Origin of the sequence: Veillonella parvula, assembly GCF_032575955.1 — a bacterium.
Classification (GTDB): domain Bacteria; phylum Bacillota; class Negativicutes; order Veillonellales; family Veillonellaceae; genus Veillonella; species Veillonella parvula_J.
Genome location: NZ_JAWFXN010000015.1, coordinates 1 through 24,565, shown reverse-complemented (window position 1 = coordinate 24,565; position 24,565 = coordinate 1). Strand labels below are relative to the sequence as shown.

The following is a 24,565-nucleotide window of genomic DNA, read 5'->3' as shown; positions in this document are numbered from 1 at the left end:
TAGAAATGTGTATGCCTGGCGATAACGTAACAATGGAAATCGAATTGATTACTCCAATCGCTATCGAAGAAGGTCTTCGCTTTGCGATCCGCGAAGGTGGCCATACAGTAGGCGCTGGCGTAGTAACAGAAATCGAAGGTTAATACAAGTTTATAGCTCAATGTATCGATACATTAGCTATATAATTGAATTTTAGATTCAATAAAAGGGACCCAATGGGTCCCTTTTATTTTGTATATATTGATGATTAAGAGTATAGAATTGAATCGCTAATATATTGAAACAATGATGATTTTGTAATGTGACATATACGTTGTATTCAGGCTTCAAAGGATAATCATACTATTGATACAAATTGAGAAGAAATTTTAATATATTGTAACCTTAGATACAACTTTATTTATAAAATTAGTGTATATTATATATGAGGAGAGCATAGGCTCTCTTTTTGTGCTTTTATAGAAAAGGAGGTAATGTGATGGGCGAATACAAAAAGTATTGGATAGCCGTAGTAGCAGTTCTTATTATTGGATTCTCTATTCTTGGCTATTTGGGTACTGATGTATATCATCAAGCGCCACCGGTACCAACCGCGTATGTATCTCAAGATGGACAGGTTTTGTTCACTAAGGATGATATCTTACATGGTCAATCGGCTTGGCAATCTACAGGTGGTCAATCTGTAGGGACCGTACTAGGTCATGGCGCATATCAAGCCCCGGACTGGACAGCTGATTGGTTGCACAAAGAAGTGTCCGTAATGCTTGATATCAAGTCTCAAGAAGCTTTTGGTGTTCTTTATGAACAGTTAGGTGATGTGCAGAAAGCGGCTGTTAAAGAAGCAGTTAAAGCAGAGTACTTTAACAGTGCTGTTCGTGAAGATGGAACTGTTGTGCTTTCACCGGAACGTATTACAGCGATGAATTTAACCGGACAATATTTTATTGAACTGTATGGTGATAACCCTAAATTGTCCGAAACACGCGATCATTTTGCGATGAAGGACAATACGTTGCCAGAATTAAAAGATCGTATTGATATGGCACGATTCTTCTTCTGGACTACGTGGATGGCATCGACTCAACGTCCTGGTACAGATGCAACATACACCAACAATTGGCCTCACGAGCCATTGTTAGATCATAATCCAACACCGGAAAGCGTAGCTTGGTCTGTTGTGAGTGTTATTATTTTACTTTGTGGTATTGGTATTGTCGTATGGATGTGGGCATTCGGTCGCAAACAAGATGAACATGAATTAACACCGCCTACGGAAGATCCAATTTCCAAATTGCATCTCACACCATCTCAACGGTCTTTGGGCAAATATTTATTTACAATTTTGGCATTATTTTTATTACAACTTGGTATGGGCGGTATCATTGCGCATTACACTGTAGAAGGACAGGCTTTCTATGGCATTCCATTGGCGCAATATTTCCCATATTCCATTGCTCGTACATGGCATATTCAAGCATCCTTGTTCTGGATTGCGATGGCATTCTTGAGTGCCGGTTTATTCTTGGCGCCCATTATTAATGGCGGCAAAGATCCTAAGTTCCAAAAATTGGGCGTGGACATTTTATTCTGGGCACTCGTCGTGTTAGTAGTGGGATCCTTTACGGGCACATATTTAGGTGTTGCTCATGAGATTCCGGCGTCTCTAAACTTCTACTTGGGTCACCAAGGATATGAGTTTATCGAGTTGGGGCGCGTATGGCAATGGATTGAATATATCGGCATTCTATTTTGGCTTGTACTCATGGTGCGCAGCATCATTGGTGCTTTCAAAAATAAAGGGGATAAAAACCTTATTGCTGCCTTTATTTTCTCCGTTGTGATGGTCGGTATTTTCTATGGACCAGGTCTTTTCTACGGAGAACACAGTCACTTGGCAATCATGGAATACTGGCGCTGGTGGGTTATTCACCTTTGGGTAGAAGGATTCTTTGAAGTATTCTCTACTACGTTGATGGCCTTTATTTTCGTAACACTTGGTCTCGTATCTTACCGTGCAGGTACCATAGCAGCGATTTCGTCCGGTGCCATTTACCTTATCGGCGGTATCCCTGGTACATTCCATCATCTTTATTTCACCGGTGTTACATCGACTATCGTGGCCACAGGGGCATCGTTCTCCGCGTTGGAAGTAGTGCCTCTTGTACTCTTGGGATATGAAGCGTTTGAAAATTATACACGCCTTCATAGTGCTCCTTGGATGCATCGACTAAAATGGCCTGTATACTGCTTCATTGCCGTATCCTTCTGGAACTTGGTGGGTGCAGGTATCTTCGGCTTCTTAATTAATATGCCGGTTTCCTTGTTCTATATTCAAGGTCTAAATACGACAGCTGTTCATGCTCATACGGCGTTGTTCGGCGTATACGGGTTCTTGAGTTTAGGCTTTGTATTCCTCATTGCTCGTTATATTCGACCTGAAGTGGAATTTAACGACAAGTTGATGAAATTCGGTTTCTGGGCATTGAATTGGGGCCTTGCGTTAATGGTTCTTATCAGCCTATTGCCAATTGGCTTGATTCAAAGTTGGGCAAGTGTTACACAAGGCTTATGGCTCGCTCGCAGCGAAGACTTTATGCAACAACCATTGTTACAAAATTTGCGTTGGCTTCGCATGGTTGGCGATACCATCATGATATTGGGGGCATTGGCCTTCTTCTGGCAAATCGTGAAAGTAACTTTCACAAAGAAACAGTAATAAACAAAGCAATAATAGTAAATATGTAAATATAATATTAAATATAATATATAGACATATAAGCTAACTATAAGCTAATATGACATGGCGTTCTTTGGGTAGACAAGGGGCGCCATTGTCTGTTATACTATCCATGTCAGGCATACGTGCCTGGCTTTTTTGAGTTGCTTAATTTCTTGACATCGCTTGCTACGTATGATATAGTTTTTTAGTATGTAGTCGAGCGTTTTCGAGTACAAGAGACAGATTTAGTAAATATAAAGCGAGGTGTATCCGGATGCGTAATGCCATTACTTTAGCTTGCACAGATTGCAAACAACGCAACTATCAAACGAACAAGAATAAAAAGAACAATCCTGATCGTATTGAAATGATGAAATATTGCAAATTCTGCGGTAAACATACATTACACCGTGAAACAAAATAATTCTTATCATTCATTACCTGTTGATTTGAGGATGTGAAACACAATGGCAAAGTCTAACTCAGCAGTGCAGCAGCGTGGTGGATTTGGAAAATTCTTCCGCGGTGTGAAAGCTGAACTAAAAAAAGTAGTCTGGCCAACAAAAAAAGAGCTTATCAATTACACAATTGTAGTATTCTTAGTGACCATATTCATCGCTTTGATTATTTCTGTGTTTGATGGACTCTTTGCCCAACTTTTTAATACGTTGTTGCACTTTGTTGGATAAGGGGGCCATTACATGGAAGCAGATAAGAAGTGGTATGTAATTCATACCTATTCAGGCTACGAAAATAAAGTAAAAACCACTCTTGAACTTAAAGTTCAATCTATGGGCCTACAAGATGTAATCAGCCGAATTTTGGTACCTCTTGAAGACGAAATAGATGAAAAAGATGGGGTTAAAAAAGTAGTAAAACGCAAGATATTTCCTGGGTATGTATTGGTGGAAATGGAAGTTAATGACCGTTCTTGGTATGTTGTACGCAACACGCCAGGTGTAACAGGTTTCGTTGGCTCTGCTACAAAACCAGTTCCACTTTCTGATTCCGAAGTAGAACATATACTTAAGTCTCAGGGCTTGGATAAGAAACCAACCATAAACGTTGATGTAGAAGTTGGTGAAACGGTTCGCATTACGTCCGGTGCCTTTGAAGATAAACTAGGTGTTATTACCGAACTTAACCCTGAAAAAGGAACATTGAAACTTAGTGTGGAAATGTTCAATCGAGATACCGAGGTAGAGGTAGAGTTCTCTCAAGTTGAGAAAGCTCTTTAATATATAAATATAACTCTAAAAAGAGCAATCGCTTTTGGTTGCCAGTGGGAGGATGTATATCCGTTACCACCACAGTATAAGCATAGGAGGTTTAATTACCCATGGCTAAGAAATTAGTTAAACAAGTAAAACTACAAATTGAAGCCGCTAAAGCTACTCCAGCACCACCAGTTGGTCCTGCACTAGGTCAAGCAGGTGTTAATATCGTTGCTTTCACAAAAGAATTCAACGAACGTACTGCTAAACAAGCTGGCTTGATTATTCCAGTAGTTATTAATGTATATGAAGATCGTAGTTTCGACTTCATCACTAAGACTCCACCAGCTGCAGTATTGTTGAAAAAAGCTGCAGGTATTCCAAAAGGTTCTGGTGTACCTAACCGTGATAAAGTAGCAAAAGTAGGTCGCGATAAAGTTCGTGAAATTGCTGAATTGAAAATGCCTGATTTGAATGCTAATACCGTAGAACAAGGTATGCGCATGGTGGAAGGTACTGCTCGCAGCATGGGCATTGAAATCGTTGACTAATAAGCGTACGACTTGCGCATAAGGCGCAAATCGGTGGGAGGGAATTCCCGTTTGACCACATAAGGAGGATATTATAATGGCAAAAGTAGGTAAGAAATACGCTGAAGCAGTAAAACTTATTGAAGCTGGTAAATTCTACGAACCAGTAGAAGCAATTGAGTTGGTTAAGAAAACTGCAACTGCAAATTTCGATGAAACAGTTGAAATTGCTTTCAACTTGAATGTCGACCCTAAATACGCTGATCAACAAGTTCGTGGTGCAGTAGTATTGCCTCATGGTACTGGCAAAACTAAACGCGTTCTTGTATTCGCAAAAGGCGACAATATTAAGGCAGCTGAAGAAGCTGGTGCAGATTTCGTAGGTTCTGAAGAGTTAGTAGCTAAAATCCAAGGTGGTTGGAGCGACTTCGACGTAGTAGTTGCTACACCAGACATGATGGGTCAAGTTGGCCGTCTTGGTAAAATCTTGGGTCCTAAAGGCTTGATGCCAAACCCTAAAGTTGGTACAGTAACTCCAGACGTTGCTCGTGCAGTAAACGAAATCAAAGCTGGTAAAATCGAATACCGTACTGATAAAGCAGGTATTATCTCTTGTTCTATCGGTAAAGCATCTTTCGATGAAGAAAAATTACTTGACAACTACCGTACAATCGTTGATACTATTATCAAGGCTAAACCTGTAGCAGCTAAAGGTCAATACATTAAATCTGTAACCTTGTCCGCTACAATGGGCCCTGGTGTACCTTTGAACGTGTTCAAATTGAGCACTGTTTCTAAAGAGCAATAATTAAATATGTCTCTTAGCTGTAGACGGCTGGTATGTATAATGGATGAAAATCCGCCCGCTGAGGCTGACACTAGAACAACCTAGGACTAGTTACGACCTCATCGCGTGCGATGGGGTCGTTTTTACGCTAAGATAGTACATAGAGCACCAAAAAAATCTACAAGGAGGTAATCTAATGGCTGTCACTGAATCAAAAAAAGCAATCGTTGCTCAAATGAAAGAAACTCTTTCTGAAGCAAAAGGTGCTGTATTGATTGGTTACTCTGGTTTAACTGTTGCGCAAGCAACTGATCTTCGTCGCAAAATGTTGGCTGAAGGTGTTGAATACAAAGTAATCAAAAATACTTTGACTCGTATCGCTGCAAACGAATTGAATCTTGAAGGTTTTGCTGAGCATTTAGAAGGCCCAACTGCGTTGGCTACTTCTAAAGATGATGCTGTTGCACCTGCTCGTGTAATCGAACAATTCATCAAAGCAACTGAAAAAGAAGTTGTAACAGTTAAAGCTGGTATCGTTGAAGGCGAAGTTATGGACGCTGCAGGCATTAAAGCAATTGCATCTCTTCCAAATCGCGAAGGTATGCTTTCCATGTTGCTTTCCGTATTGCAAGCTCCTGTTCGCAATGTTGCATACGCTGTCAAAGCTGTTGCAGAAGCAAAACCTGCAGAATAATATTTTTTGCAAAGTATTCGTTGGCCGCTTGAGGCTGGCACTATAAACTAATTTATGGAGGAAATCTAAAATGGCATTGAACATTGAAAACATCGTTGCTGAATTGAAAGAAGCAACAATCCTTGAACTTAATGATCTTGTAAAAGCAATCGAAGAAGAATTTGGCGTAACTGCAGCAGCTCCTGTAGCTGTAGCAGCTGCTGGTGGTGCTGAAGGCGGCGCTGCTAAAGATTCCTTCGACGTAATCTTGAAAGATGCTGGCGCATCTAAAATCAACGTAATCAAAGTTGTTCGTGAAGCAACTGGTCTTGGCTTGAAAGAAGCTAAAGCTATCGTTGACGGTGCTCCTGCACCTGTAAAAGAAGGCGTTGCTGCTGAAGCTGCTGAAGCTTTGAAAGCTCAATTAGAAGAAGCTGGCGCATCCGTAGAATTGAAATAATTCTAACCATATTAAAGGCGTACCCTATGGGTACGCCTTTTTTATTGAAGCTTATAAATTGATGCGAGTTTTGTTTTGTTGACTAATTTTGCCTTTGGATACGGTAATGCATTAGAGAAATCCTTGTCATATTTTTTAGGAACGATGACATAGGAACCGCGATTATTTGATGTATTACTTAAAAATGTTTCTTTAGTTATTGTAGGCATCAATGTTTTGCCTTCGGTCCATATAGAATCATCTGTTGTATCTACAAAAACTTGGGTAGGTGTAGTGTCCATGTAATATACAATAGAAGTATAGTAACTGCCATATACATATATTGGTTTTGATGTATCTTCGATGAACGTTCTAAACTGTAAACCAGATTGATTAAATAATATTGGTGGTACTGTAATTGTAATAGCTGAGTATAAAGTAATTAGTGGAACTAAAGCATATATTGCTAGTTTAAAAAATGATGTTATGTAGTATCGACCGATTAAAATCATACATACTATAATAAAGGAACCTACGATTAACGGTTTACTATCAAGACTTTTATCAAAAGCTGTAGTAAATGTAAAAATCATGTAGTAAATACCTAGTGGTAGGGTAATTAAATAATTAAACTTTTTGAATGATTGAGTAAATTCACCGGTTTCTTTGTCAGTAACTAATTCACAAATTTTTACAGCCGCCCATATTATACAAGGGATAATGGCAGGTAATGTGTAGGTTAGATACTTTGTAGCTACTAGAGAGTAGAATAGAACTATAACTATAAACCATATAATACCTAATAGATCAAAATCATCTTTCCAGTTAAGATCTTTTAAATGATAGACTATTACAGGTGTCCATGGTAATAGTGAAAGGGGTACAATTAATAGATAGTAATACCATACATTAAATTTAGGATGCTCAGATATAAGAGCTCGATCTACATTGTGTAGACCTAAGAATCCGGAAATAAACTGCTCACCGTGAATGGAATACATAGCGATATACCAAGGGCTAGCTATCGCTATAAAGGCTAATAGTCCTAAGGGATTAAATAGTAATTTAATATCCTTTGAAAGCTGATAACTTTCATCTTTTCTATGGACTATATAGCGAGCGCATACATAAATGAGTAATATCAGGCCGGGCAAGATGATGCCTATAGGTCCTTTGGTAATTACAGCTAAGGCAGCAGCAATGTAAGCTTTCACCATAGCTGACTTGTCATTATTGGTAAAAGCTAAATAGCTATATCCAAATATAGCTAAGGTGAAGAGAAGTAGAAATCCGTCGGTTATAATTGCATGAGATATGTACCAAAACTGTAGTGTACTCATTAATAGAATAGCACAGAGTACACTAGCAAAAGTATTTTTAGATATGCGGTAAATTATATGGTACATTAGGGCCACGCTGGCTCCCGCAACAAGCGTATTTGGTATACGAGATGTAAAGTCAGATATGCCAAATAGTTTGTACGTAATCATAAGTGCCCAATAGGTGAGCGGTGGTTTATCATACCATACGTGATCGTATATCATGGGGGATATCCATGAGTTATGTTTTAGCATGGTGATGGCGGAGAGAACATAGTTGGACTCCACCGGATCAGTGATTGGCAAATAGGCATTATAAAAGCCGTAGCTCAAAACGGTTAATAAAAAGAGCGCACCTATGCGCAGCATGTGATTGTTAATCATAGTTACTCCTTACTTACATAGTTTATATTATTGTACTATAGGGCGTGTAATATTTAAACCAATCAAAGATAAAAACAGAGCCTTTATAAATATGGAGATAATATGGAGATAATTACAAAAAAATAATTATTTATGAAATAATATATTGTATAGAATATTGTTTATTCGGAATACATGAAATAACTTTTATGTATACAAAATACATGCTATAATGAGCGCATAAGATAAAACCGTTTCATTAAACTATCATCTAATATATGAAATAGTGGAAAGAGGATCTATTATGAGAAAAGAACATGATTTCCTAGGTGAATTAGAAGTAGCGGATGAGTTATATTATGGTGTGCAAACGATTCGTGCCTTAGAAAACTTCCATATTACAGGGAAACATTTAGACCAAGATTTTATTAAAGCTCTAGCGATGGTAAAAAAAGCATCTGCTTTAGCTAATATGAAAACAGGTCGTCTCAATGTATCTATCGGTAAAGCGATTGTTCAAGCAGCTGATGAAGTTATTGCAGGTGAATTTGCTGACCAATTTCCAGTTGATCCAATTCAAGGTGGTGCTGGCACTTCTGTGAATATGAATATGAACGAAGTGTTGGCAAATCGTGCTTGTGAAATTTTAGGTCATCCAAAAGGTAGCTATGATATTGTAAGCCCTAACAATCACTGTAACATGGCACAATCTACAAATGACGCTTTCCCAACAGCGATTAAAGTTTGTGCAATTTTGAAATCTAAACCGTTACTTGAAGCTTTGCAACGTCTTGTTGATGAGCTTGAGAAAAAAGCTGAAGAATATAGTGAAATTTTAAAAATGGGACGTACTCATTTACAAGATGCGGTGCCTATTACATTGGGCCAAGAGATGGGCGCTTATGCATCTGGTATTCGTCGTGGTATTAAACGTATTAAATCTGCCGTTGAAGGTGCACATGTAATTAACATGGGTGCCACTGCAGTTGGTACAGGCCTTAATGCTGAACCTAATTATATTCATGATGTAGCTTATGAACTTAGTGAAGTAGTAGGCGAACCGTTCTACACTGCGGAGAACTTGATCGATGCTACAAACAATACAGACGTATTTGCTGATATCTCTAGCGGTTTGAAGGTAACTGCACTTGTGTTGATTAAGATGGCTAATGATTTCCGCTTAATGGCATCTGGCCCTCGCTGTGGCATTGGTGAATTAAAATTGCCTGCCCGTCAACCAGGATCCTCTATCATGCCAGGAAAAGTAAATCCTGTTATCGCTGAAGTATTGAATCAAGTGTGTTACCAAGTTATCGGTAATGACCTTACTATTACATTAGCTGTAGAAAATGGTCAATTTGAGTTAAATGTTATGGAACCTGTATTGGCATACAACTTGTTCAATAACCTTTGCTACCTCAAAAATGGTGTAAATACATTCGTTGATAAATTGCTCGTTGATCTTGAAGTAGACCGTGAACAATGCGAATACTGGTTGAACCGCTCCGTTGGTATCGTAACAGCATTGTTGCCACATCTTGGCTATGAAACAGCTTCTGCATTGGCGAAAGAAGCGTATGAAACTGGTCGAGCTATTCGTGATATCATCTTGGATCAAGGCTTATTGACTGAGGATGAAATCAATCATATTCTTTCTCCTAAAGAAATGACTCGCCCTGGTATTGCTGGTGCGAAACTTTTAAAACAAAAAGGTAACTAATCTTATAGTTCTCTTTTGATACATGAATAGAGTATGAAAATGAAAGACTGTCAACCCTTTTGGTTGACAGTCTTTTTTAATACTGATAAAATTATATATTGCAAAAGTAGCGTTTTCTGCTTTTGGATGTAAAAACTATAACACAAATAGTGATGAGGTTTTCTTCCAAGGTTGTGCTTGGTTAATGGGAAGCAAGGTTATTTTAAAAATGAAATGGACCTTGCTTTATTTGACGTTGCCCGAGCAGGAAAACTGAGACCTGTAAGATGTCTTTTTCATGCCGTTATAGAAAATGGTAGACCAGTGTGTTTTGATAGGGGTGAAAGCAAATATGTTCAAACCTGAACAGGTAGGCAAACGAACTCGTTATACGTACGCTAAAATTAACGAAGTTATCAAGATGCCGCATTTATTGGACATTCAGCGTAAATCGTATGAGTGGTTCTTGGAGAGTGGTTTACAAAATATTTTCAACGATATTTCTCCGATTAAAGACAATTCAGGTAATCTAGTACTTTCTTTTGAAGGCTTCAGCTTAGGTGAACCTAAGTATGATATTAATGAATGTAAAAATCGTGATGCTACTTACGCAGCACCACTTCGTGTAAATATTCGCTTGGTAAATAATGATCCAGAAAATATGGACATTAAAGAACAAGAAGTATTCATGGGCGATTTCCCATTGATGACAGATACAGGTACTTTCATCATCAATGGTGCAGAACGTGTTATCGTATCCCAATTGGTACGTTCTCCAGGCGTTTACTACAATAAAGAAATCGATACGATGGGTAACCGTTTGTATGATTCCACAGTTATTCCTAACCGTGGTGCATGGATTGAACTTGAAACAGATGCTAGTGAAGTGGTAGCTGTTCGTATCGACCGTAACCGTAAATTACCAGCCACTGTATTGGTACGTGCATTAGGTTGGGATACGAATGAAAGTATCCTAGACCTCTTCTGGAATGGTAAAACTGATGAGGATGGTTTACCAGTATATGATGAACGCATCGTTCGTACATTAGAAAAAGATACAACTCAATCTGCTGATGAAGCATTGGTTGAAATCTATAAAAAATTACGTCCAGGTGAGCCTCCTACTGTAGAGTCTGCTCGCAACTTGTTCGATAACTTGTTCTTCGATGCACGCCGTTATGACTTGGCGCGCGTTGGTCGTTACAAATTGAACAAAAAACTTGGCTGGCGCCAACGTATGTTGGGTCAAACATTGGCTCAACCAATTGTAGATCCAGAAACTGGCGAAATTATCCTTGATGCAGGCGTACAGGTTGGGGAAGAACAACTTGATATCGTTGCTAATAGCCATGTATTCGATGGTGAAGGTTTTGCTGAATTCTACATCGTAAATAATGATGGTGTAGAGTCTAAAGTTATCTGTAATAATTGCAACTTACCATATGATCACCGTACAGTAACACGTGAAGACATGATCGCTAACATTTCTTATTTGCTCAACCTTATGGATGGTGCAGGTCATACAGATGATATCGACCACTTGGGTAACCGTCGCCTTCGTTGCGTAGGCGAATTGTTGCAAAACCAATTCCGTATCGGTTTAACTCGTATGGAACGTGTTGTTCGTGAGCGCATGACAATTCAAGAAACTGAATCCATTACGCCTCAAGCATTGATTAACATTCGACCAGTAGTGGCTGCAATCAAAGAATTCTTTGGTTCCTCCCAGTTGTCCCAGTTCATGGACCAAACAAACCCATTAGCAGAATTGACTCACAAACGTCGTTTATCTGCCCTTGGACCTGGCGGTTTATCTCGTGAGCGTGCAGGCTTCGAAGTCCGTGACGTGCATCACTCTCATTACGGCCGTATGTGTCCTATTGAAACTCCAGAAGGTCCAAATATCGGTTTGATCAACTCTTTGTCGAACTATGCAAAGGTAAACGAATTTGGTTTCATCGAAGCACCATACCGTAAAGTAGAAAAAGTGTATGGTAAAGGCAAGGATGCTGATAAAGTTGTTAAAGTGCGCGTATCTGACAGCGTAGTATATATGACAGCTGATGAAGAAGAAGGCATGACAATTGCCCAAGCAAACTCTCCGCTTGATGCAGAGGGGTACTTCACAACTGAACACGTAGCTTGTCGTCGTGGTCATGACGTATTAGAAGTTACACCGGATAAGGTTGACTATATGGACGTTAGTCCAAAAGAAGTTGTATCTATTGGTACAGCTATGATTCCATTCCTTGAAAATGACGATGCTAACCGTGCCTTGATGGGCGCGAACATGCAACGTCAAGCGGTACCACTTTTGCGCGCTCAAGCACCACTTGTTGGTACAGGTATGGAATATACAGCAGCTACTGACTCTGGTGTTTGCGTATTGGCGCGTGAAGCAGGTAAAGTTGTACGTTGTTGGGGTAATGAAATCCACGTTCTTCGCGACAGCGATGGTCGTGTTGATACATACCGTTTGAATAAATTCCTTCGTTCTAACCAATCCACATGCTTTAACCAAAAACCAATCGTTAATCGTGGCGATCATGTTGTAAAAGGCCAAGTATTGGCTGATGGTCCTGCTACAGATGGCGGCGAATTGGCATTAGGTTATAACGTTCTTGTAGCGTTCATGCCTTGGGAAGGTTATAACTACGAAGATGCTATCTTGCTTAGTGAAGAACTCTGCAAAGAAGATATCTATACATCCATTCATATTGAAGAATACGAATGTGATGCTCGTGATACCAAATTAGGTGCTGAAGAAATTACTCGTGAGTTGCCTAATACAGGTGACGACACACTTAAAAACTTAGACGAAGATGGTATTATCTGCATTGGTGCAGAAGTACATCCTGGCGATATCCTTGTAGGTAAAGCTACACCAAAAGGTGAAACTGAGCTTACTCCAGAAGAACGTTTGTTGCGTGCTATTTTTGGTGACAAAGAACGTGAAGTTCGCGACACTTCCTTACGCGTGCCTCATGGTGAATCTGGTAAAGTCGTAGATGTAAAAGTCTTTACCCGTGAAAATGGCGACGAATTACAACCAGGTGTAAATAAACTTGTTCGCGTATATATCGCTCAAAAACGTAAGATTCATGAAGGCGATAAAATGGCGGGCCGTCATGGTAACAAAGGTGTCGTTTCTCGCGTTATGAGAAAAGAAGATATGCCATTCCTTCCAGATGGTACTCCAGTACAAATTGTATTGAACCCATTGGGCGTACCTTCTCGTATGAATATCGGTCAGGTTCTTGAAACTCACTTGGGTTGGGCTGTTCAAGGCTTAGGTATGAAAATCAAAGCTACAGACCTTCACATTCAAAACGTGTTGAAAGAAGCTCGTACTGATGCGTCTTACTGGGAACAAATCGATGCAATCCGCGACCTTTATGCTCAAATTGAAGAATTGGAAGCGAAAGTTGCAGAAGATGTTACGGTAAATCATTTCGAAGAAAATGAACAAATCATTACTTTGAAAACTAAAATTCTAAAACATGTAGAAAAAGCGGCGCAAAAAAAATTGGACGCTATGGGTGGCGAAGCTCGTTACCAAGAACTTAAAGCTATTGAAGCTAAATACAATGCACTTCATGTAGAGTTCTTTGATTCTGAAGAGGATGCTCCTGAAATGGATCCTGTTCTTGTAGAGGAATTAGAGGTAATTAATAAAGTTAAGAATACTCTTAACAATATTCACTCTGCTGAAGAAAAACGCGTTGAAATCCGCAAAGAGTTGGAAGGTCTTGGCTACGACTTTGACAAATATGGCATGCCAAAACCAGATGTAGCAGGTATTCATATTGCTACACCTGTATTTGATGGTGCTCACGAAAAAGATGTATTCGAAACATTGGGGATTGCAGGTCGTCCTGATGATGGTAAAACCGTGCTATATGATGGTCGTACTGGTGAACCGATGGATAATCGCGTTACTGTTGGTTACGTTTACATGCTTAAACTCCATCATTTGGTTGATGATAAAATCCATGCTCGTTCTACAGGTCCGTACTCCCTTGTTACACAACAACCTTTGGGCGGTAAAGCTCAGTTCGGTGGCCAACGTTTTGGGGAAATGGAAGTTTGGGCTCTAGAAGCATATGGCGCAGCCTATACTCTTCAAGAGCTATTAACTGTTAAGTCTGACGACGTTGTTGGTCGTGTGAAAGCATACGAAAAAATCGTTAAAGGCGAAAACATCCCTGAACCAGGTGTACCTGAGTCCTTCAAGGTATTGCTTAAAGAACTTCAAAGTATCGGTCTTGATGTAAAAATCTTGAATGAAGATCAAGAAGAAGTTGTTATGAAAGAACTTGAGGACGAAGATGAGGTGGTAGAAACTGGTATTGAAGAAGTTATGGAAGGCAGTGCTGTAGAAACTGATGAAGTAACTGTAGTAGAACCAGAAGTAGAGGAAGAGGAAGAATTACCAGCTGATAATGGCGGTGAAGATGATATCCTTAGCCAATTGGCGTACCCAATGGGCGACTCCTCTAACGATGAAGACTAAAACTATCTATAAGGAAGGGAGCGATAGTAGTGCTAGACGTAAATGAATTCGATTCCATGCGAATCGGTTTAGCCTCTCCAGAGCAGATTTTATCCTGGTCTCATGGGGAAGTTAAGAAACCTGAAACAATTAACTACCGTACGTTGAAGCCAGAACGTGATGGTCTATTCTGTGAACGCATTTTTGGACCAACAAAGGACTGGGAATGTCACTGCGGCAAATATAAACGCATCCGCCATAAAGGCGTAGTCTGCGACAAATGTGGTGTAGAGGTTACTCGTGCGAAAGTACGTCGTGAACGTATGGGCCATATTCAATTGGCTACTCCTGTATCTCACATTTGGTACTTCAAAGGAATCCCATCCCGTATGGGGCTTATCCTTGACATATCACCACGTTCTTTGGAACGTGTATTATACTTTGCTTCCTACATCGTAGTAGATCCAGCTGGTACACCATTGACAAAACGTCAATTGTTGTCCGAGCAAGAATACCGCGAATACGAAGCTCAATTTAATGAAGACGGTTATACTATCGGTGGTAAATCCGTCGTAATCGAAACAGTGGCTCAACGTAATGAACGTTTAGCTATTGTTCGTGAAGCACAACGCAAAGAGCGCTATAATGCGGCTCTTCGTGATGATGCAACAATACCAGAAGCTGATAAGGAATACGAAGAATTAACTCGCGAAGAACGCTATGAGTTAGGCGCTGCTGAAGAGGTTCTCTTCGCATGTATCGACATGGGTGCTGAAGCGGTAAAAGCTCTCTTATCAGAACTTGATCTTGAAGCATTGAATGCCGAATTGCGCGAAGAGTTGAACACTGCTAGTGGTCAACGTAAAATCCGTGCAGTTCGTCGTTTGGAAGTAGTAGAAGCATTCCGTCAATCTGGGAACCGTCCAGAATGGATGATTATGGACATTGTTCCTGTAATCCCACCTGAATTGCGCCCTATGGTCCAATTAGATGGTGGCCGTTTTGCTACATCTGACCTCAACGATTTATACCGTCGTGTTATCAACCGTAACAACCGTTTGAAACGTTTACTCGACTTGGGTGCTCCTGATATCATCGTGCGTAACGAAAAACGCATGCTTCAAGAAGCGGTTGATGCATTAATTGATAATGGCCGTCGCGGTCGTCCTGTAACAGGACCTGGTAACCGCCCATTGAAATCCTTGTCCGACATGCTTAAAGGTAAACAAGGTCGTTTCCGTCAAAACTTGCTCGGTAAACGTGTTGACTACTCCGGTCGTTCCGTAATCGTAGTAGGTCCTGAACTTAAAATGCACCAATGTGGTTTGCCAAAAGAAATGGCATTAGAATTGTTCAAACCATTCGTTATGAAACGTTTGGTAGAACGCGGTCAAGCATCCAACATTAAGGCTGCTAAACGCCAAGTCGAAAGAATTGGTCCTGGCGTATGGGAATCCTTGGAAGAGGTAATTAAAGAACATCCAGTTCTCTTGAACCGTGCCCCTACATTGCATAGACTTGGTATTCAAGCCTTCGAACCAATCCTTTGGGAAGGCCGTGCTATCAAATTGCATCCATTAGTATGTACAGCCTTCAATGCCGACTTTGACGGTGACCAAATGGCGTGTCACTTACCATTGTCCGTAGAAGCACAAGCGGAAGCTCGTACATTGATGCTTTCTAGCCATAATATTTTGTCCACTAAGGATGGTAAGCCAGTAGCAGTACCTTCTCAAGATATGATCTTAGGTACATACTACCTAACAGTTGTACGCGAAGATACTCGTGATAAAGCAAAAACATTTGCTACCTATGATGAAGTTATGCTTGCCTATGAGTCTCATATCATTGGTTTGCAAGATATTCTTTATATCCGTTTACCTGATCATGGCCGTGTAGAAACAACAGCAGGACGCTTGATCTTCAACAATGCTTTATTCCCAGAATTGTGGCAATACGAGAAACGTGAAGATGGCACTTATTCTTTAGGTAAGGTTATGGATAAGAAAACAGTTGGTAAATTGGTTGATCAATGTTTCCAATTGTTTGGCAATGAAAAAACTGCAGAACTTTTGGACCGTATCAAGTCCTTGGGTTACTCCTTCGCACGTCGCGCAGGTATGACTGTAGCCATTGCTGATATTAAAGTACCAGAAGTTAAAACTAGTTTGTTAGATACAGCGGAACAAGAGGTAGAAAAAGTATCTCGTATGTACCGTCGTGGTCTTATTACAGAAGAAGAACGTTACCGTAAAACTATCCAATTATGGACAAAAGCAACGGAAGATGTTACTGATGCGATGATGGATAATATGGCGTGTGACAAAGATGGTTTCAACCCTGTTTACATGATGGCTATCTCTGGTGCCCGTGGTAATAAACAACAGATTCGTCAGCTTGCTGGTATGCGTGGTTTGATGGCCGATCCATCTGGTCGTATCATCGACTTGCCAATCAAAGCAAACTTTAAAGAAGGCTTGACTGTATTGGATTACTTTACATCCTCTCATGGTGCTCGTAAAGGTTTGGCCGATACAGCGCTTCGTACAGCTGACTCTGGTTACTTGACTCGTCGTCTTGTTGACGTATCTCAAGACGTTATCGTTCGCGAGGACGATTGTGACGTTGTAGGTATCGATCTTGTTCGTGAACGCGCTCGTTTGGCTACATCTCCACGTCAAGCATTGGAATTGTTAAAAGATAAACTTATTGGTCGTGTATTAGATAAAGATGTTGTGAATGTAGAAACAGGGGAACTTGTTGTACCTTCCGAAACTATCTTAGACGAACAATGTTTAGCTGATATTGCTGAATCCGGTGTAACATCTATCGCATTGCGCGGTGTACATTTAGGTTCTGACAGCGATATCAACCATACTAATTTGGTTCAAAAAATTATTCTTGGTGAAAGCGATGAACGCATCCGTGCAACATTAAAAGAAACTATGGTTCAAAATATGTTGAACAAGGATACTGTCCATGCCATCGTTGACAGCGAAGGTGTAGAAATCTTCCCTGCTGATACACGTCTCACTGAAGAAGGCATCGAAGCTATCCTTAACTCCGATGTAAAAGAAGTACAAGTACGCAACAACGAAATCCACGGTATCGAAGTGGAGGCAATCGTTGAGGGTACTGGCGTTATTGAACCATTAAAAGATCGTATCGTAGGTCGTATTGCAGCTGAAGAATTGGTTAATAAAGAAACTGGCGAAGTTATCGTTCCTCTTAACGGTGAAATCACAGAACCATTGGCTGATGAAGTTGTAAAACACTATGAAACAGTTAAAATCCGTTCCGTATTGACTTGCCGCAGCCCTTATGGCGTATGTCGCAAGTGCTATGGTCGCGACCTTGGTACAGGCGGTCAAGTCCAAGTTGGTGAAGCTGTAGGTATTATTGCAGCGCAATCCATCGGTGAACCTGGTACTCAGTTGACAATGCGTACATTCCATACAGGTGGTGTCGCAGGTGACGATATTACACAAGGTTTGCCACGTGTCGAAGAATTGTTCGAAGCGCGTAAACCAAAACGTAATGCTATCATCGCAGAAAATGAAGGTACAGTTCGCGTTGTACCTAACGAAGGTAAAAAAGGTACTAATACAATCTTCATCACTGGTGAAGACGGTATTGAACTTGATTACCTCATCCCTTACGGTTCTCGCATTATCGTTAAAGACGGTGATGTTGTATCCTTAGGTGCACGTTTGACAGAAGGTTCTATTAACCCTCATGACATTATGCGTGTAATGGGTACTGAAGCAACTCAACGTTACCTCGTATACGAAGTACAAAAAGTATACAAATCCCAAGGTGTAGAAATTAACGATAAACATATCGAAGTTATCGTTCGTCAAATGCTTCATAAAGTTAAAATTGAAACAGCTGGCGATGCGGATATGCTTCCAGGGGATATGGTGGACGTTAATACCTTTGACGAAGAAAACCGTCGTCTTACTCTTAATGGTCGTGAAAATGCTACAGGCAAACGCACGCTATTGGGTATTACGAAAGCCGCTTTGGCAACGGACTCCTTCTTGTCCGCTGCGTCCTTCCAAGAAACAACACGTGTTCTTACCGACGCTGCTATCAAGGGTAAAATCGATCCATTGTTGGGCTTAAAAGAAAACGTAATTATTGGTAAGTTGATTCCTGCTGGTACAGGCATGAGTCGTTACCGTAAGATTGAAGTTGTAAAAAATACACCTGAAATCATTGATATTACGGAAGAGGTTATGTCTGAAGATTAATTGCTTCGGAGCGGCCGTTAGGCTATATTAATTGTATAGGCTTGTTGCATAGTTGATATTGTGCGACATAATAAAAAAGGGTGCACCTGCGGGGTGCACCTTTTTGTTATAGGTATTATTGGTTTGAGAGATATATGTGTATGAGCTCTATGATTATATGTCTCTATAATTATAGGCCTATATGAATTGAGAGCTTCATGATATGTGTTAGTATCAGTTTGTAAAATAAAATGATACTTTGTTAAGGTTGTAGTATGAAAACTATTCAGCTGCTTCTTCCGCGTCATGAGACATGATGTCATAACCGACGTCATCCGATAAAGTAAGATATCGTTCGTACTGTCGAATGATATCGGTAATGATATCCTCCCGTGTCATATATTGTGCATCGTATCCGGCGCGCCCGTCACTGAAATATGTCATAGGGATTGCGTTGGTGCTTTCAGTAATGTGAGGAATGTTGGGATCTTCGATGAGATGATCCGATACTTCTTGCGTAACGAGCTTGATGCCGTAGGTAAAGTTGCGCATTGATTCTTTTTCGATGGTTAACTCTACGGAGGCGTCGTTACCGTTGAAATGTTTGTCAATTCTCGTAGTTAATCCGTACTCTTCGGTTAATTCTTTATTGAGCTGATACATAGCAGGCAATGCTGTTGTTTTCATAAAGGAAATAACATCTTCCGACTGCGTTTGGTTGAGTATTTTGGCAAGACCTTGTTTCCAGTTCTTGCTGTCCCAGTAGATGGATGTGGTTGAAAGTTTTGTGTTAAAGTATTGCGTATCTGTCAATAATCCTTGCCATAAGCTGTAGCACATGATAACCATCAAGGCTGCAAATGGTAAGGCGAGAATGAGCGTTACCGATTGTAGTACATTGAGCCCACCAATACTGAGCAAACTGATGGCAAGAAAGGACATTACAGAGCCCCACATCAAGCTTTGCCACTTTGGAGATGAAGTGGATTTATCATAGGCCGCAATATTATTTAACACATAAATGCCTGAATCGGCAGATGTGATAAAAAATAATGCTAATACGATAATCGATAGAAGACTAGTTAAACCGGATAAAGGTAAATATTCAAGGAATGCAAAGAGTAGTTGTTCTGGTTTATCGGTTAATGCACCGAGTGCACCGTTTGCTACTGTTTCATCGATATAAATTGCAGTATTACCAAAGATAGTAAACCAAACGATAGTAAATACAGTTGGAATAATGAGTACCCCAAAGATGAACTCCCGAATAGTCCTACCTTTTGAAATACGCGCAATGAACATGCCCACAAATGGTGCCCAAGATAACCACCAGGCCCAGAATAGTATGGTCCAGCTGAAGAACCATGGTCGGGTTTCTGGTGTATAGATAGATGTATAGAAGCTTTGCCCTAAAATATGTGATAGATAGTATCCAAAGTTTTCTACCATTGTATTTAATAGGAGTAATGTAGGACCTGCACATAGTACAAAAAACATTAAGACTAATGCAACAGATATATTGACTTCGCTGAGCAGCTTAACGCCTTTATCAATACCTGTAACAGCAGATAGAACGGCAATGGACATAATGACGATAATGATGACCGTTTGTGCGGAAAAGTCATTAGTGGAGATGATATCAATATATAGGAACCCTGCACCTAGTTGGGCGGCGCCAAATCCTAAGGTGGTTACGATACCTAATAAAGTTACACAAAGTGCGATGATATCGATAATGTGCCCTCGTGGGCCATTGATCTTATCCTTCCACAGCGGATAGAAACATGAACGTAGTGATAATGGCAATTTATAGCGAAAACCAAAATACGCTAATGCTAAAGCCATAATACCGTATACCGTCCATGCATTGATGCCCCAGTGGAAGATGGAGCGGAATAATGCTTCCTTGGCACTAGATGTGCCATCGACTAAGCTTACAGCAGAGTGATAATGTGAGAGCGGCTCAGCAGTTCCGAAGAACATGAGACCTACACCGGTACCCGCCGCAAATAACATGGCGAGCCAAGCTGTATAAGAGAATTCCGCTTCTTCATCATCGCTACCGAGTTTGATGTCACCTAGCGAACTAAGTGCAAGAAAGATATTGAAGATAAAGAAGAGACTTATGGATAAAACATAAAACCAGCTGAAATCTTCAAATATAATATCACGAACCCCTTGGAGGATCGTTTGAGAAATTTGCGGAATCAGAAGGGCACATAAGCTCAGCCCTAAGACGATAGACAAGCTACCTATAATTACAGGGGGATTAAAGTTTGAATAACGTTTAATGAGTTTAATCATATAATCTCCTTTCTTTAGTAACTTATAAATACAAATATTTGTTCTGTATTAATTTATATCATAATAAAATGGTGTTTATATTAATTTTGCATAATTGGTAAAAGAAAAAATAATAGTAAATGCATAGAATGATTATTTATACATAAGAATAATGATATATGAATAAAAAATCATTCTTCATTTATAATTTAAGATTGAATGAAACACACGGATGAGTGTACATATAAAATGCAGCTGTAGAGCGGTGTGTGACATTGGAAATTGTTTGACATGGACTGATGTAATTGATATACTTACATAGTGCTTTAGGCGAGGTATGCCTAATGGGCATAATTTCGTAAGGAGAATTAGTACAATGGACATTGCCCATCTGAAGTCGGTGAACAAAACAATCGGTGCCAAGCAAACGTTGAAACAAATTGCTAAAGGTGCTGTGAAGTACGTGTTCCTGGGTTGTGATAGTGATGAACGTGTGGTACAGCCTTTACGGATTGCTTGTGAAGAACAGGGAATACCTGTGAATGACAAACACACCATGGATGATCTCGGTCGTGCGTGTCGCATTAAGGTGCGGGCCACAGCTGTAGGCGTCCTACGTTAATCTTGGTAATATCCGATGTAACACTTTGTTATGACGGATCAATTATAAATCTCAAATTTGGAAAGGAGGTGCCCAAATGCCAACAATTAATCAGCTAGTACGCAAAGGTCGCATGAGTTTGACTAAAAAATCTACAGCTCCTGCCCTTCAAGAATCTCCACAAAAACGTGGTGTATGTACTCGTGTGTACACAGCTACTCCAAAGAAACCAAACTCCGCGCTTCGTAAAGTTGCCCGTGTACGTTTGACAAACGCTATTGAAGTAACTGCTTACATCCCAGGCATTGGTCACAATTTACAAGAACACAGTGTTGTACTTATCAGAGGCGGTCGTGTAAAAGACCTTCCAGGTGTGCGTTATCACATCGTTCGTGGTGCATTGGATACAGCTGGCGTACAAAATCGTATGCAAAGTCGTTCCAAATACGGCGCGAAAAAAGCTAAAAAATAATTTTAGCCATTAAACGAAATTAACACACATCATTATAAAGGAGGAATTGAACATGCCAAGAAAAGGCCCTGTTCCGAAACGTGATGTACTTCCAGATCCGGTGTACAACAGCAAATTAGTAACACGTTTCATTAACAAAGTTATGTACGATGGTAAAAAAGGCATTGCTGAAACTATCGTATATGATGCATTCGAAATTATTCGTTCCAAAATGGGTCAAGACCCAATGGAAGTTTTTGATCAAGCATTGAAAAATGTTATGCCTGTACTTGAAGTACGTGCTCGCCGTATCGGTGGTGCGAACTATCAAGTGCCAGTTGAAGTTCGTGCTGATCGCCGTCAAACCCTCGGTATTCGTTGGGTTGTAAACTACGCTCGTCTTCGTGGTGAACGCACTATGAAAGAACGCTTAGCAGGCGAATTGATGGACGCTTTCAACAATGCAGGCGCTGCAATCAAGAAAAAAGAAGATACTCATAAAATGGCAGAAGCTAATAAAGCATTTGCTCATTATCGTTGGTAATAAGAGGTGACAACTGTGGCAAGAGAGTTTTCCTTAGCAAAAACTCGTAATATCGGTATCATGGCTCACATCGATGCTGGTAAAACAACAACTACAGAACGTATCCTCTACTATACAGGTATCGTTCACAAGATCGGCGAAGTACATGAAGGCGCTGCTACGATGGACTGGATGGAGCAAGAGCAAGAACGTGGTATCACAATCACTTCTGCTGCAACAACTTGTCAATGGAAAGAACATCGTATCAATATCATCGATACTCCTGGTCACGTTGACTTTACTGTAGAAGTAGAACGTTCTCTACGTGTACTTGACGGTTCTGTTGCGGTGTTCAGTGCTAAAGGTGGCGTTGAACCTCAATCCGAAACAGTATGGCGTCAGGCTTCTAACTACGGCGTACCTCGTATCGCTTATGTAAATAAGATGGATACTGTAGGTGCTGACTTCTTCAACGTAGTTGACATGATGAAAGCTCGTTTGGGTGCAAATTCCGTAGCTATCCAAGTACCAATCGGTGCTGAAGATACTTTCGAAGGCATCATTGACTTGATGACTATGAAAGCGGAAATTTATAAATCCGATGACGGTAAAGAATATGAAATCACTGATATCCCTGCTGAATATCAAGAAGTAGCAGAAGCTCGTCGCGAAATGATGATCGATGCTATCGCTGAAACAGATGATGATATCATGATGAAATATTTGGAAGGCGAAGAAATTTCTGTGGAAGAATTGAAAGCGGCATTGCGTAAAGCTGTTATTGCTAACCAATTATTCCCAGTTCTTTGTGGTTCTTCCTATAAAAATAAAGGTGTTCAAATGTTATTGGATGCTGTTATTGATTACATGCCAGCTCCAATCGACATCCCACCTATTAAAGGTGTTGTTCCTGGTACTGAAGAAGAAACAACTCGTCCTTCTTCCGATGAAGAGCCATTCTCCGCATTGGCATTCAAAATCATGGCTGACCCTTATGTTGGTAAATTAGCGTTCTTCCGTGTGTACTCCGGTACATTGGAATCTGGCTCCTACGTTTTCAACTCCACTAAAGGTAAAAAAGAACGTATCGGTCGTATTCTTCAAATGCACGCTAACTCCCGTAAAGAAATCGAACGCGTATATTCTGGTGACATCGCTGCGGCGGTTGGCTTAAAGGATACTACTACAGGCGACACATTGTGTGATGAAAAATCTCCTGTAATCCTTGAGTCCATGGAATTCCCTGAACCAGTTATCTCCGTTGCTGTTGAACCTAAAACAAAAGCTGACCAAGAAAAAATGGGTACAGCTCTTGCTCGTTTGGCAGAAGAAGATCCTACTTTCAAAGTTCGTACTGATGAAGAAACAGGTCAAACTATTATCTCCGGTATGGGCGAACTTCACTTGGATATCATCGTTGACCGTATGAACCGTGAATTCAAAGTAGATTGTAACGTAGGTAAACCTCAAGTAGCATACCGCGAAACTATTCGTAAAGCTGTTAAGGCTGAAGGTAAATTCGTACGTCAATCTGGTGGTCGTGGTCAATATGGTCACTGCTGGTTGGAATTGATTCCTCAAGAACCAGGTGCTGGCTTCGAGTTTGAAAACAAGGTTGTAGGTGGTGCGATTCCTCGTGAATACATCGGACCTGTTGAAAGCGGTGTTAAAGAAGCTATGGAATCCGGTGTTATCGCTGGGTACCCTATGGTTGATGTTAAAGTTATCGTATTTGATGGTTCCTACCATGACGTTGACTCCAACGAAATGGCCTTCAAAATTGCTGGTTCTATGGGCTTCAAAGAAGGTGCTCGCAAAGCAGACCCTGCATTGCTTGAACCATACATGGCTGTAGAAGTAGACGTTCCTGAAGAATACATGGGCGACGTTATCGGTGACTTGAACTCTCGTCGTGGTCGCATGGACGGCATGGAAGCTCGTAATGGTTCCCAACATATCAAAGCATATGTTCCATTGAGTGAAATGTTCGGTTACGCAACTGATCTTCGTTCCAAAACGCAAGGCCGTGGTAACTACTCTATGACATTCGATCATTACGAAGAAGTTCCTAAGAAAATTGCTGAAGAAATTCAAGCAAAGAAAAACGGTTAATCTCATATTAGATTAATAGAATTACTATTTTCCTCGGAGGATAATTTAAAATGGCAAAAGAAAAATTTGAACGTACGAAACCGCATGTTAACATCGGTACAATCGGTCACGTTGACCATGGTAAAACT

General features: G+C 40.4%; 18 protein-coding genes. 16 read left to right on the top strand and 2 right to left on the bottom strand.

The features are described from left to right. From E7L28_RS09540 to rplL, 9 genes are all read left to right on the top strand, one after another. The coding region (locus E7L28_RS09540; RefSeq protein WP_462952886.1) for an EF-Tu C-terminal domain-related protein at positions 1-143 on the top strand (143 nt) is incomplete at its 5' end. A gap of 335 nt (positions 144-478) precedes the next feature. Next, a complete protein-coding gene (locus E7L28_RS09535) occupies positions 479-2,716 on the top strand; it encodes a nitric-oxide reductase large subunit (protein WP_316711631.1) in 2,238 nt (745 codons plus the stop codon). A gap of 277 nt (positions 2,717-2,993) precedes the next feature. Further along, complete coding sequence (gene rpmG, locus E7L28_RS09530; RefSeq protein WP_004693530.1) at positions 2,994-3,143, top strand: 50S ribosomal protein L33; 150 nt, start codon at positions 2,994-2,996, stop codon at positions 3,141-3,143. 43 nt (positions 3,144-3,186) lie between these two features. Next, positions 3,187-3,408, top strand: a complete 222-nt coding sequence (gene secE / locus E7L28_RS09525) for a preprotein translocase subunit SecE (protein ID WP_316692119.1) — start codon at positions 3,187-3,189, stop codon at positions 3,406-3,408. 12 nt (positions 3,409-3,420) lie between these two features. Continuing rightward, on the top strand, positions 3,421-3,957 hold the full coding sequence (nusG, locus tag E7L28_RS09520) for a transcription termination/antitermination protein NusG (protein WP_004696753.1): 537 nt from the start codon (positions 3,421-3,423) through the stop codon (positions 3,955-3,957). A gap of 101 nt (positions 3,958-4,058) precedes the next feature. Continuing rightward, entirely contained in the window at positions 4,059-4,484 is a 426-nt protein-coding gene (gene rplK / locus E7L28_RS09515) for a 50S ribosomal protein L11 (RefSeq protein WP_004693535.1), read from the top strand. A gap of 76 nt (positions 4,485-4,560) precedes the next feature. Continuing rightward, positions 4,561-5,271 carry a 50S ribosomal protein L1 gene (rplA, locus tag E7L28_RS09510; protein ID WP_004693536.1) on the top strand — a complete coding sequence of 237 codons (711 nt, stop codon included), beginning with the start codon at positions 4,561-4,563 and terminating at the stop codon, positions 5,269-5,271. 175 nt (positions 5,272-5,446) lie between these two features. Continuing rightward, positions 5,447-5,944: a 50S ribosomal protein L10 gene (rplJ, locus tag E7L28_RS09505; protein WP_004693539.1), complete on the top strand. Its 498-nt coding sequence runs from the start codon at positions 5,447-5,449 to the stop codon at positions 5,942-5,944. A 70-nt stretch (positions 5,945-6,014) separates the two neighbouring features. After that, complete coding sequence (gene rplL, locus E7L28_RS09500) at positions 6,015-6,383, top strand: 50S ribosomal protein L7/L12 (protein ID WP_004693540.1); 369 nt, start codon at positions 6,015-6,017, stop codon at positions 6,381-6,383. Positions 6,384-6,424: 41 nt separating this feature from the next. Here rplL and E7L28_RS09495 read toward each other — a convergent pair whose 3' ends face one another. After that, on the bottom strand, positions 6,425-8,065 hold the full coding sequence (locus E7L28_RS09495) for an ArnT family glycosyltransferase (RefSeq protein WP_316692117.1): 1,641 nt from the start codon (positions 8,063-8,065) through the stop codon (positions 6,425-6,427). A 283-nt stretch (positions 8,066-8,348) separates the two neighbouring features. Between E7L28_RS09495 and E7L28_RS09490 the strand changes: the two genes are divergently transcribed. The 3 genes from E7L28_RS09490 to rpoC all read left to right on the top strand — a co-directional run bounded on the left by E7L28_RS09490 (position 8,349) and on the right by rpoC (position 18,488). After that, complete coding sequence (locus tag E7L28_RS09490) at positions 8,349-9,764, top strand: aspartate ammonia-lyase (protein ID WP_077707626.1); 1,416 nt, start codon at positions 8,349-8,351, stop codon at positions 9,762-9,764. 331 nt (positions 9,765-10,095) lie between these two features. Beyond that, positions 10,096-14,256, top strand: coding sequence for a DNA-directed RNA polymerase subunit beta (gene rpoB, locus E7L28_RS09485; protein WP_316711630.1), 4,161 nt, complete (start codon positions 10,096-10,098; stop codon positions 14,254-14,256). A 29-nt stretch (positions 14,257-14,285) separates the two neighbouring features. After that, positions 14,286-18,488, top strand: a complete 4,203-nt coding sequence (gene rpoC / locus E7L28_RS09480) for a DNA-directed RNA polymerase subunit beta' (protein WP_316692196.1) — start codon at positions 14,286-14,288, stop codon at positions 18,486-18,488. Between the two features lie 261 nt (positions 18,489-18,749). On the opposite strand, the gene E7L28_RS09475 is transcribed toward rpoC, so the two are convergent. Beyond that, complete coding sequence (locus tag E7L28_RS09475; protein WP_316692253.1) at positions 18,750-20,771, bottom strand: BCCT family transporter; 2,022 nt, start codon at positions 20,769-20,771, stop codon at positions 18,750-18,752. Positions 20,772-21,126: 355 nt separating this feature from the next. On the opposite strand from E7L28_RS09475, the gene E7L28_RS09470 reads away from it, so the two are divergent. The 4 genes from E7L28_RS09470 (at position 21,127) to fusA (ending at position 24,437) form a co-directional block, all read left to right on the top strand. Further along, positions 21,127-21,372 (top strand): L7Ae/L30e/S12e/Gadd45 family ribosomal protein, encoded by a 246-nt coding sequence (locus tag E7L28_RS09470; protein WP_004693552.1) that lies wholly within the window; start codon positions 21,127-21,129, stop codon positions 21,370-21,372. A gap of 76 nt (positions 21,373-21,448) precedes the next feature. Beyond that, complete coding sequence (gene rpsL / locus E7L28_RS09465) at positions 21,449-21,823, top strand: 30S ribosomal protein S12 (protein ID WP_004693554.1); 375 nt, start codon at positions 21,449-21,451, stop codon at positions 21,821-21,823. 52 nt (positions 21,824-21,875) lie between these two features. Further along, a complete protein-coding gene (gene rpsG / locus E7L28_RS09460) occupies positions 21,876-22,346 on the top strand; it encodes a 30S ribosomal protein S7 (protein ID WP_004693556.1) in 471 nt (156 codons plus the stop codon). 15 nt (positions 22,347-22,361) lie between these two features. Further along, a complete protein-coding gene (gene fusA, locus E7L28_RS09455; protein WP_004693557.1) occupies positions 22,362-24,437 on the top strand; it encodes an elongation factor G in 2,076 nt (691 codons plus the stop codon). The last annotated feature ends 128 nt before the right edge of the window (positions 24,438-24,565 follow it).

Excerpts from the sequence above, each read along its gene's own strand:
- E7L28_RS09535 (WP_316711631.1), top strand. The coding sequence starts at position 479 with ATGGGCGAATACAAAAAGTATTGGATAGCCGTAGTAGCAGTTCTTATT.
- rpmG (WP_004693530.1), top strand. The coding sequence starts at position 2,994 with ATGCGTAATGCCATTACTTTAGCTTGCACAGATTGCAAACAACGCAAC.
- secE (WP_316692119.1), top strand. The coding sequence starts at position 3,187 with ATGGCAAAGTCTAACTCAGCAGTGCAGCAGCGTGGTGGATTTGGAAAA.
- nusG (WP_004696753.1), top strand. The coding sequence starts at position 3,421 with ATGGAAGCAGATAAGAAGTGGTATGTAATTCATACCTATTCAGGCTAC.
- rplK (WP_004693535.1), top strand. The coding sequence starts at position 4,059 with ATGGCTAAGAAATTAGTTAAACAAGTAAAACTACAAATTGAAGCCGCT.
- rplA (WP_004693536.1), top strand. The coding sequence starts at position 4,561 with ATGGCAAAAGTAGGTAAGAAATACGCTGAAGCAGTAAAACTTATTGAA.
- rplJ (WP_004693539.1), top strand. The coding sequence starts at position 5,447 with ATGGCTGTCACTGAATCAAAAAAAGCAATCGTTGCTCAAATGAAAGAA.
- rplL (WP_004693540.1), top strand. The coding sequence starts at position 6,015 with ATGGCATTGAACATTGAAAACATCGTTGCTGAATTGAAAGAAGCAACA.
- E7L28_RS09495 (WP_316692117.1), bottom strand. The coding sequence starts at position 8,065 with ATGATTAACAATCACATGCTGCGCATAGGTGCGCTCTTTTTATTAACC.
- E7L28_RS09490 (WP_077707626.1), top strand. The coding sequence starts at position 8,349 with ATGAGAAAAGAACATGATTTCCTAGGTGAATTAGAAGTAGCGGATGAG.
- rpoB (WP_316711630.1), top strand. The coding sequence starts at position 10,096 with ATGTTCAAACCTGAACAGGTAGGCAAACGAACTCGTTATACGTACGCT.
- E7L28_RS09475 (WP_316692253.1), bottom strand. The coding sequence starts at position 20,771 with ATGATTAAACTCATTAAACGTTATTCAAACTTTAATCCCCCTGTAATT.
- E7L28_RS09470 (WP_004693552.1), top strand. The coding sequence starts at position 21,127 with ATGGACATTGCCCATCTGAAGTCGGTGAACAAAACAATCGGTGCCAAG.
- rpsL (WP_004693554.1), top strand. The coding sequence starts at position 21,449 with ATGCCAACAATTAATCAGCTAGTACGCAAAGGTCGCATGAGTTTGACT.
- rpsG (WP_004693556.1), top strand. The coding sequence starts at position 21,876 with ATGCCAAGAAAAGGCCCTGTTCCGAAACGTGATGTACTTCCAGATCCG.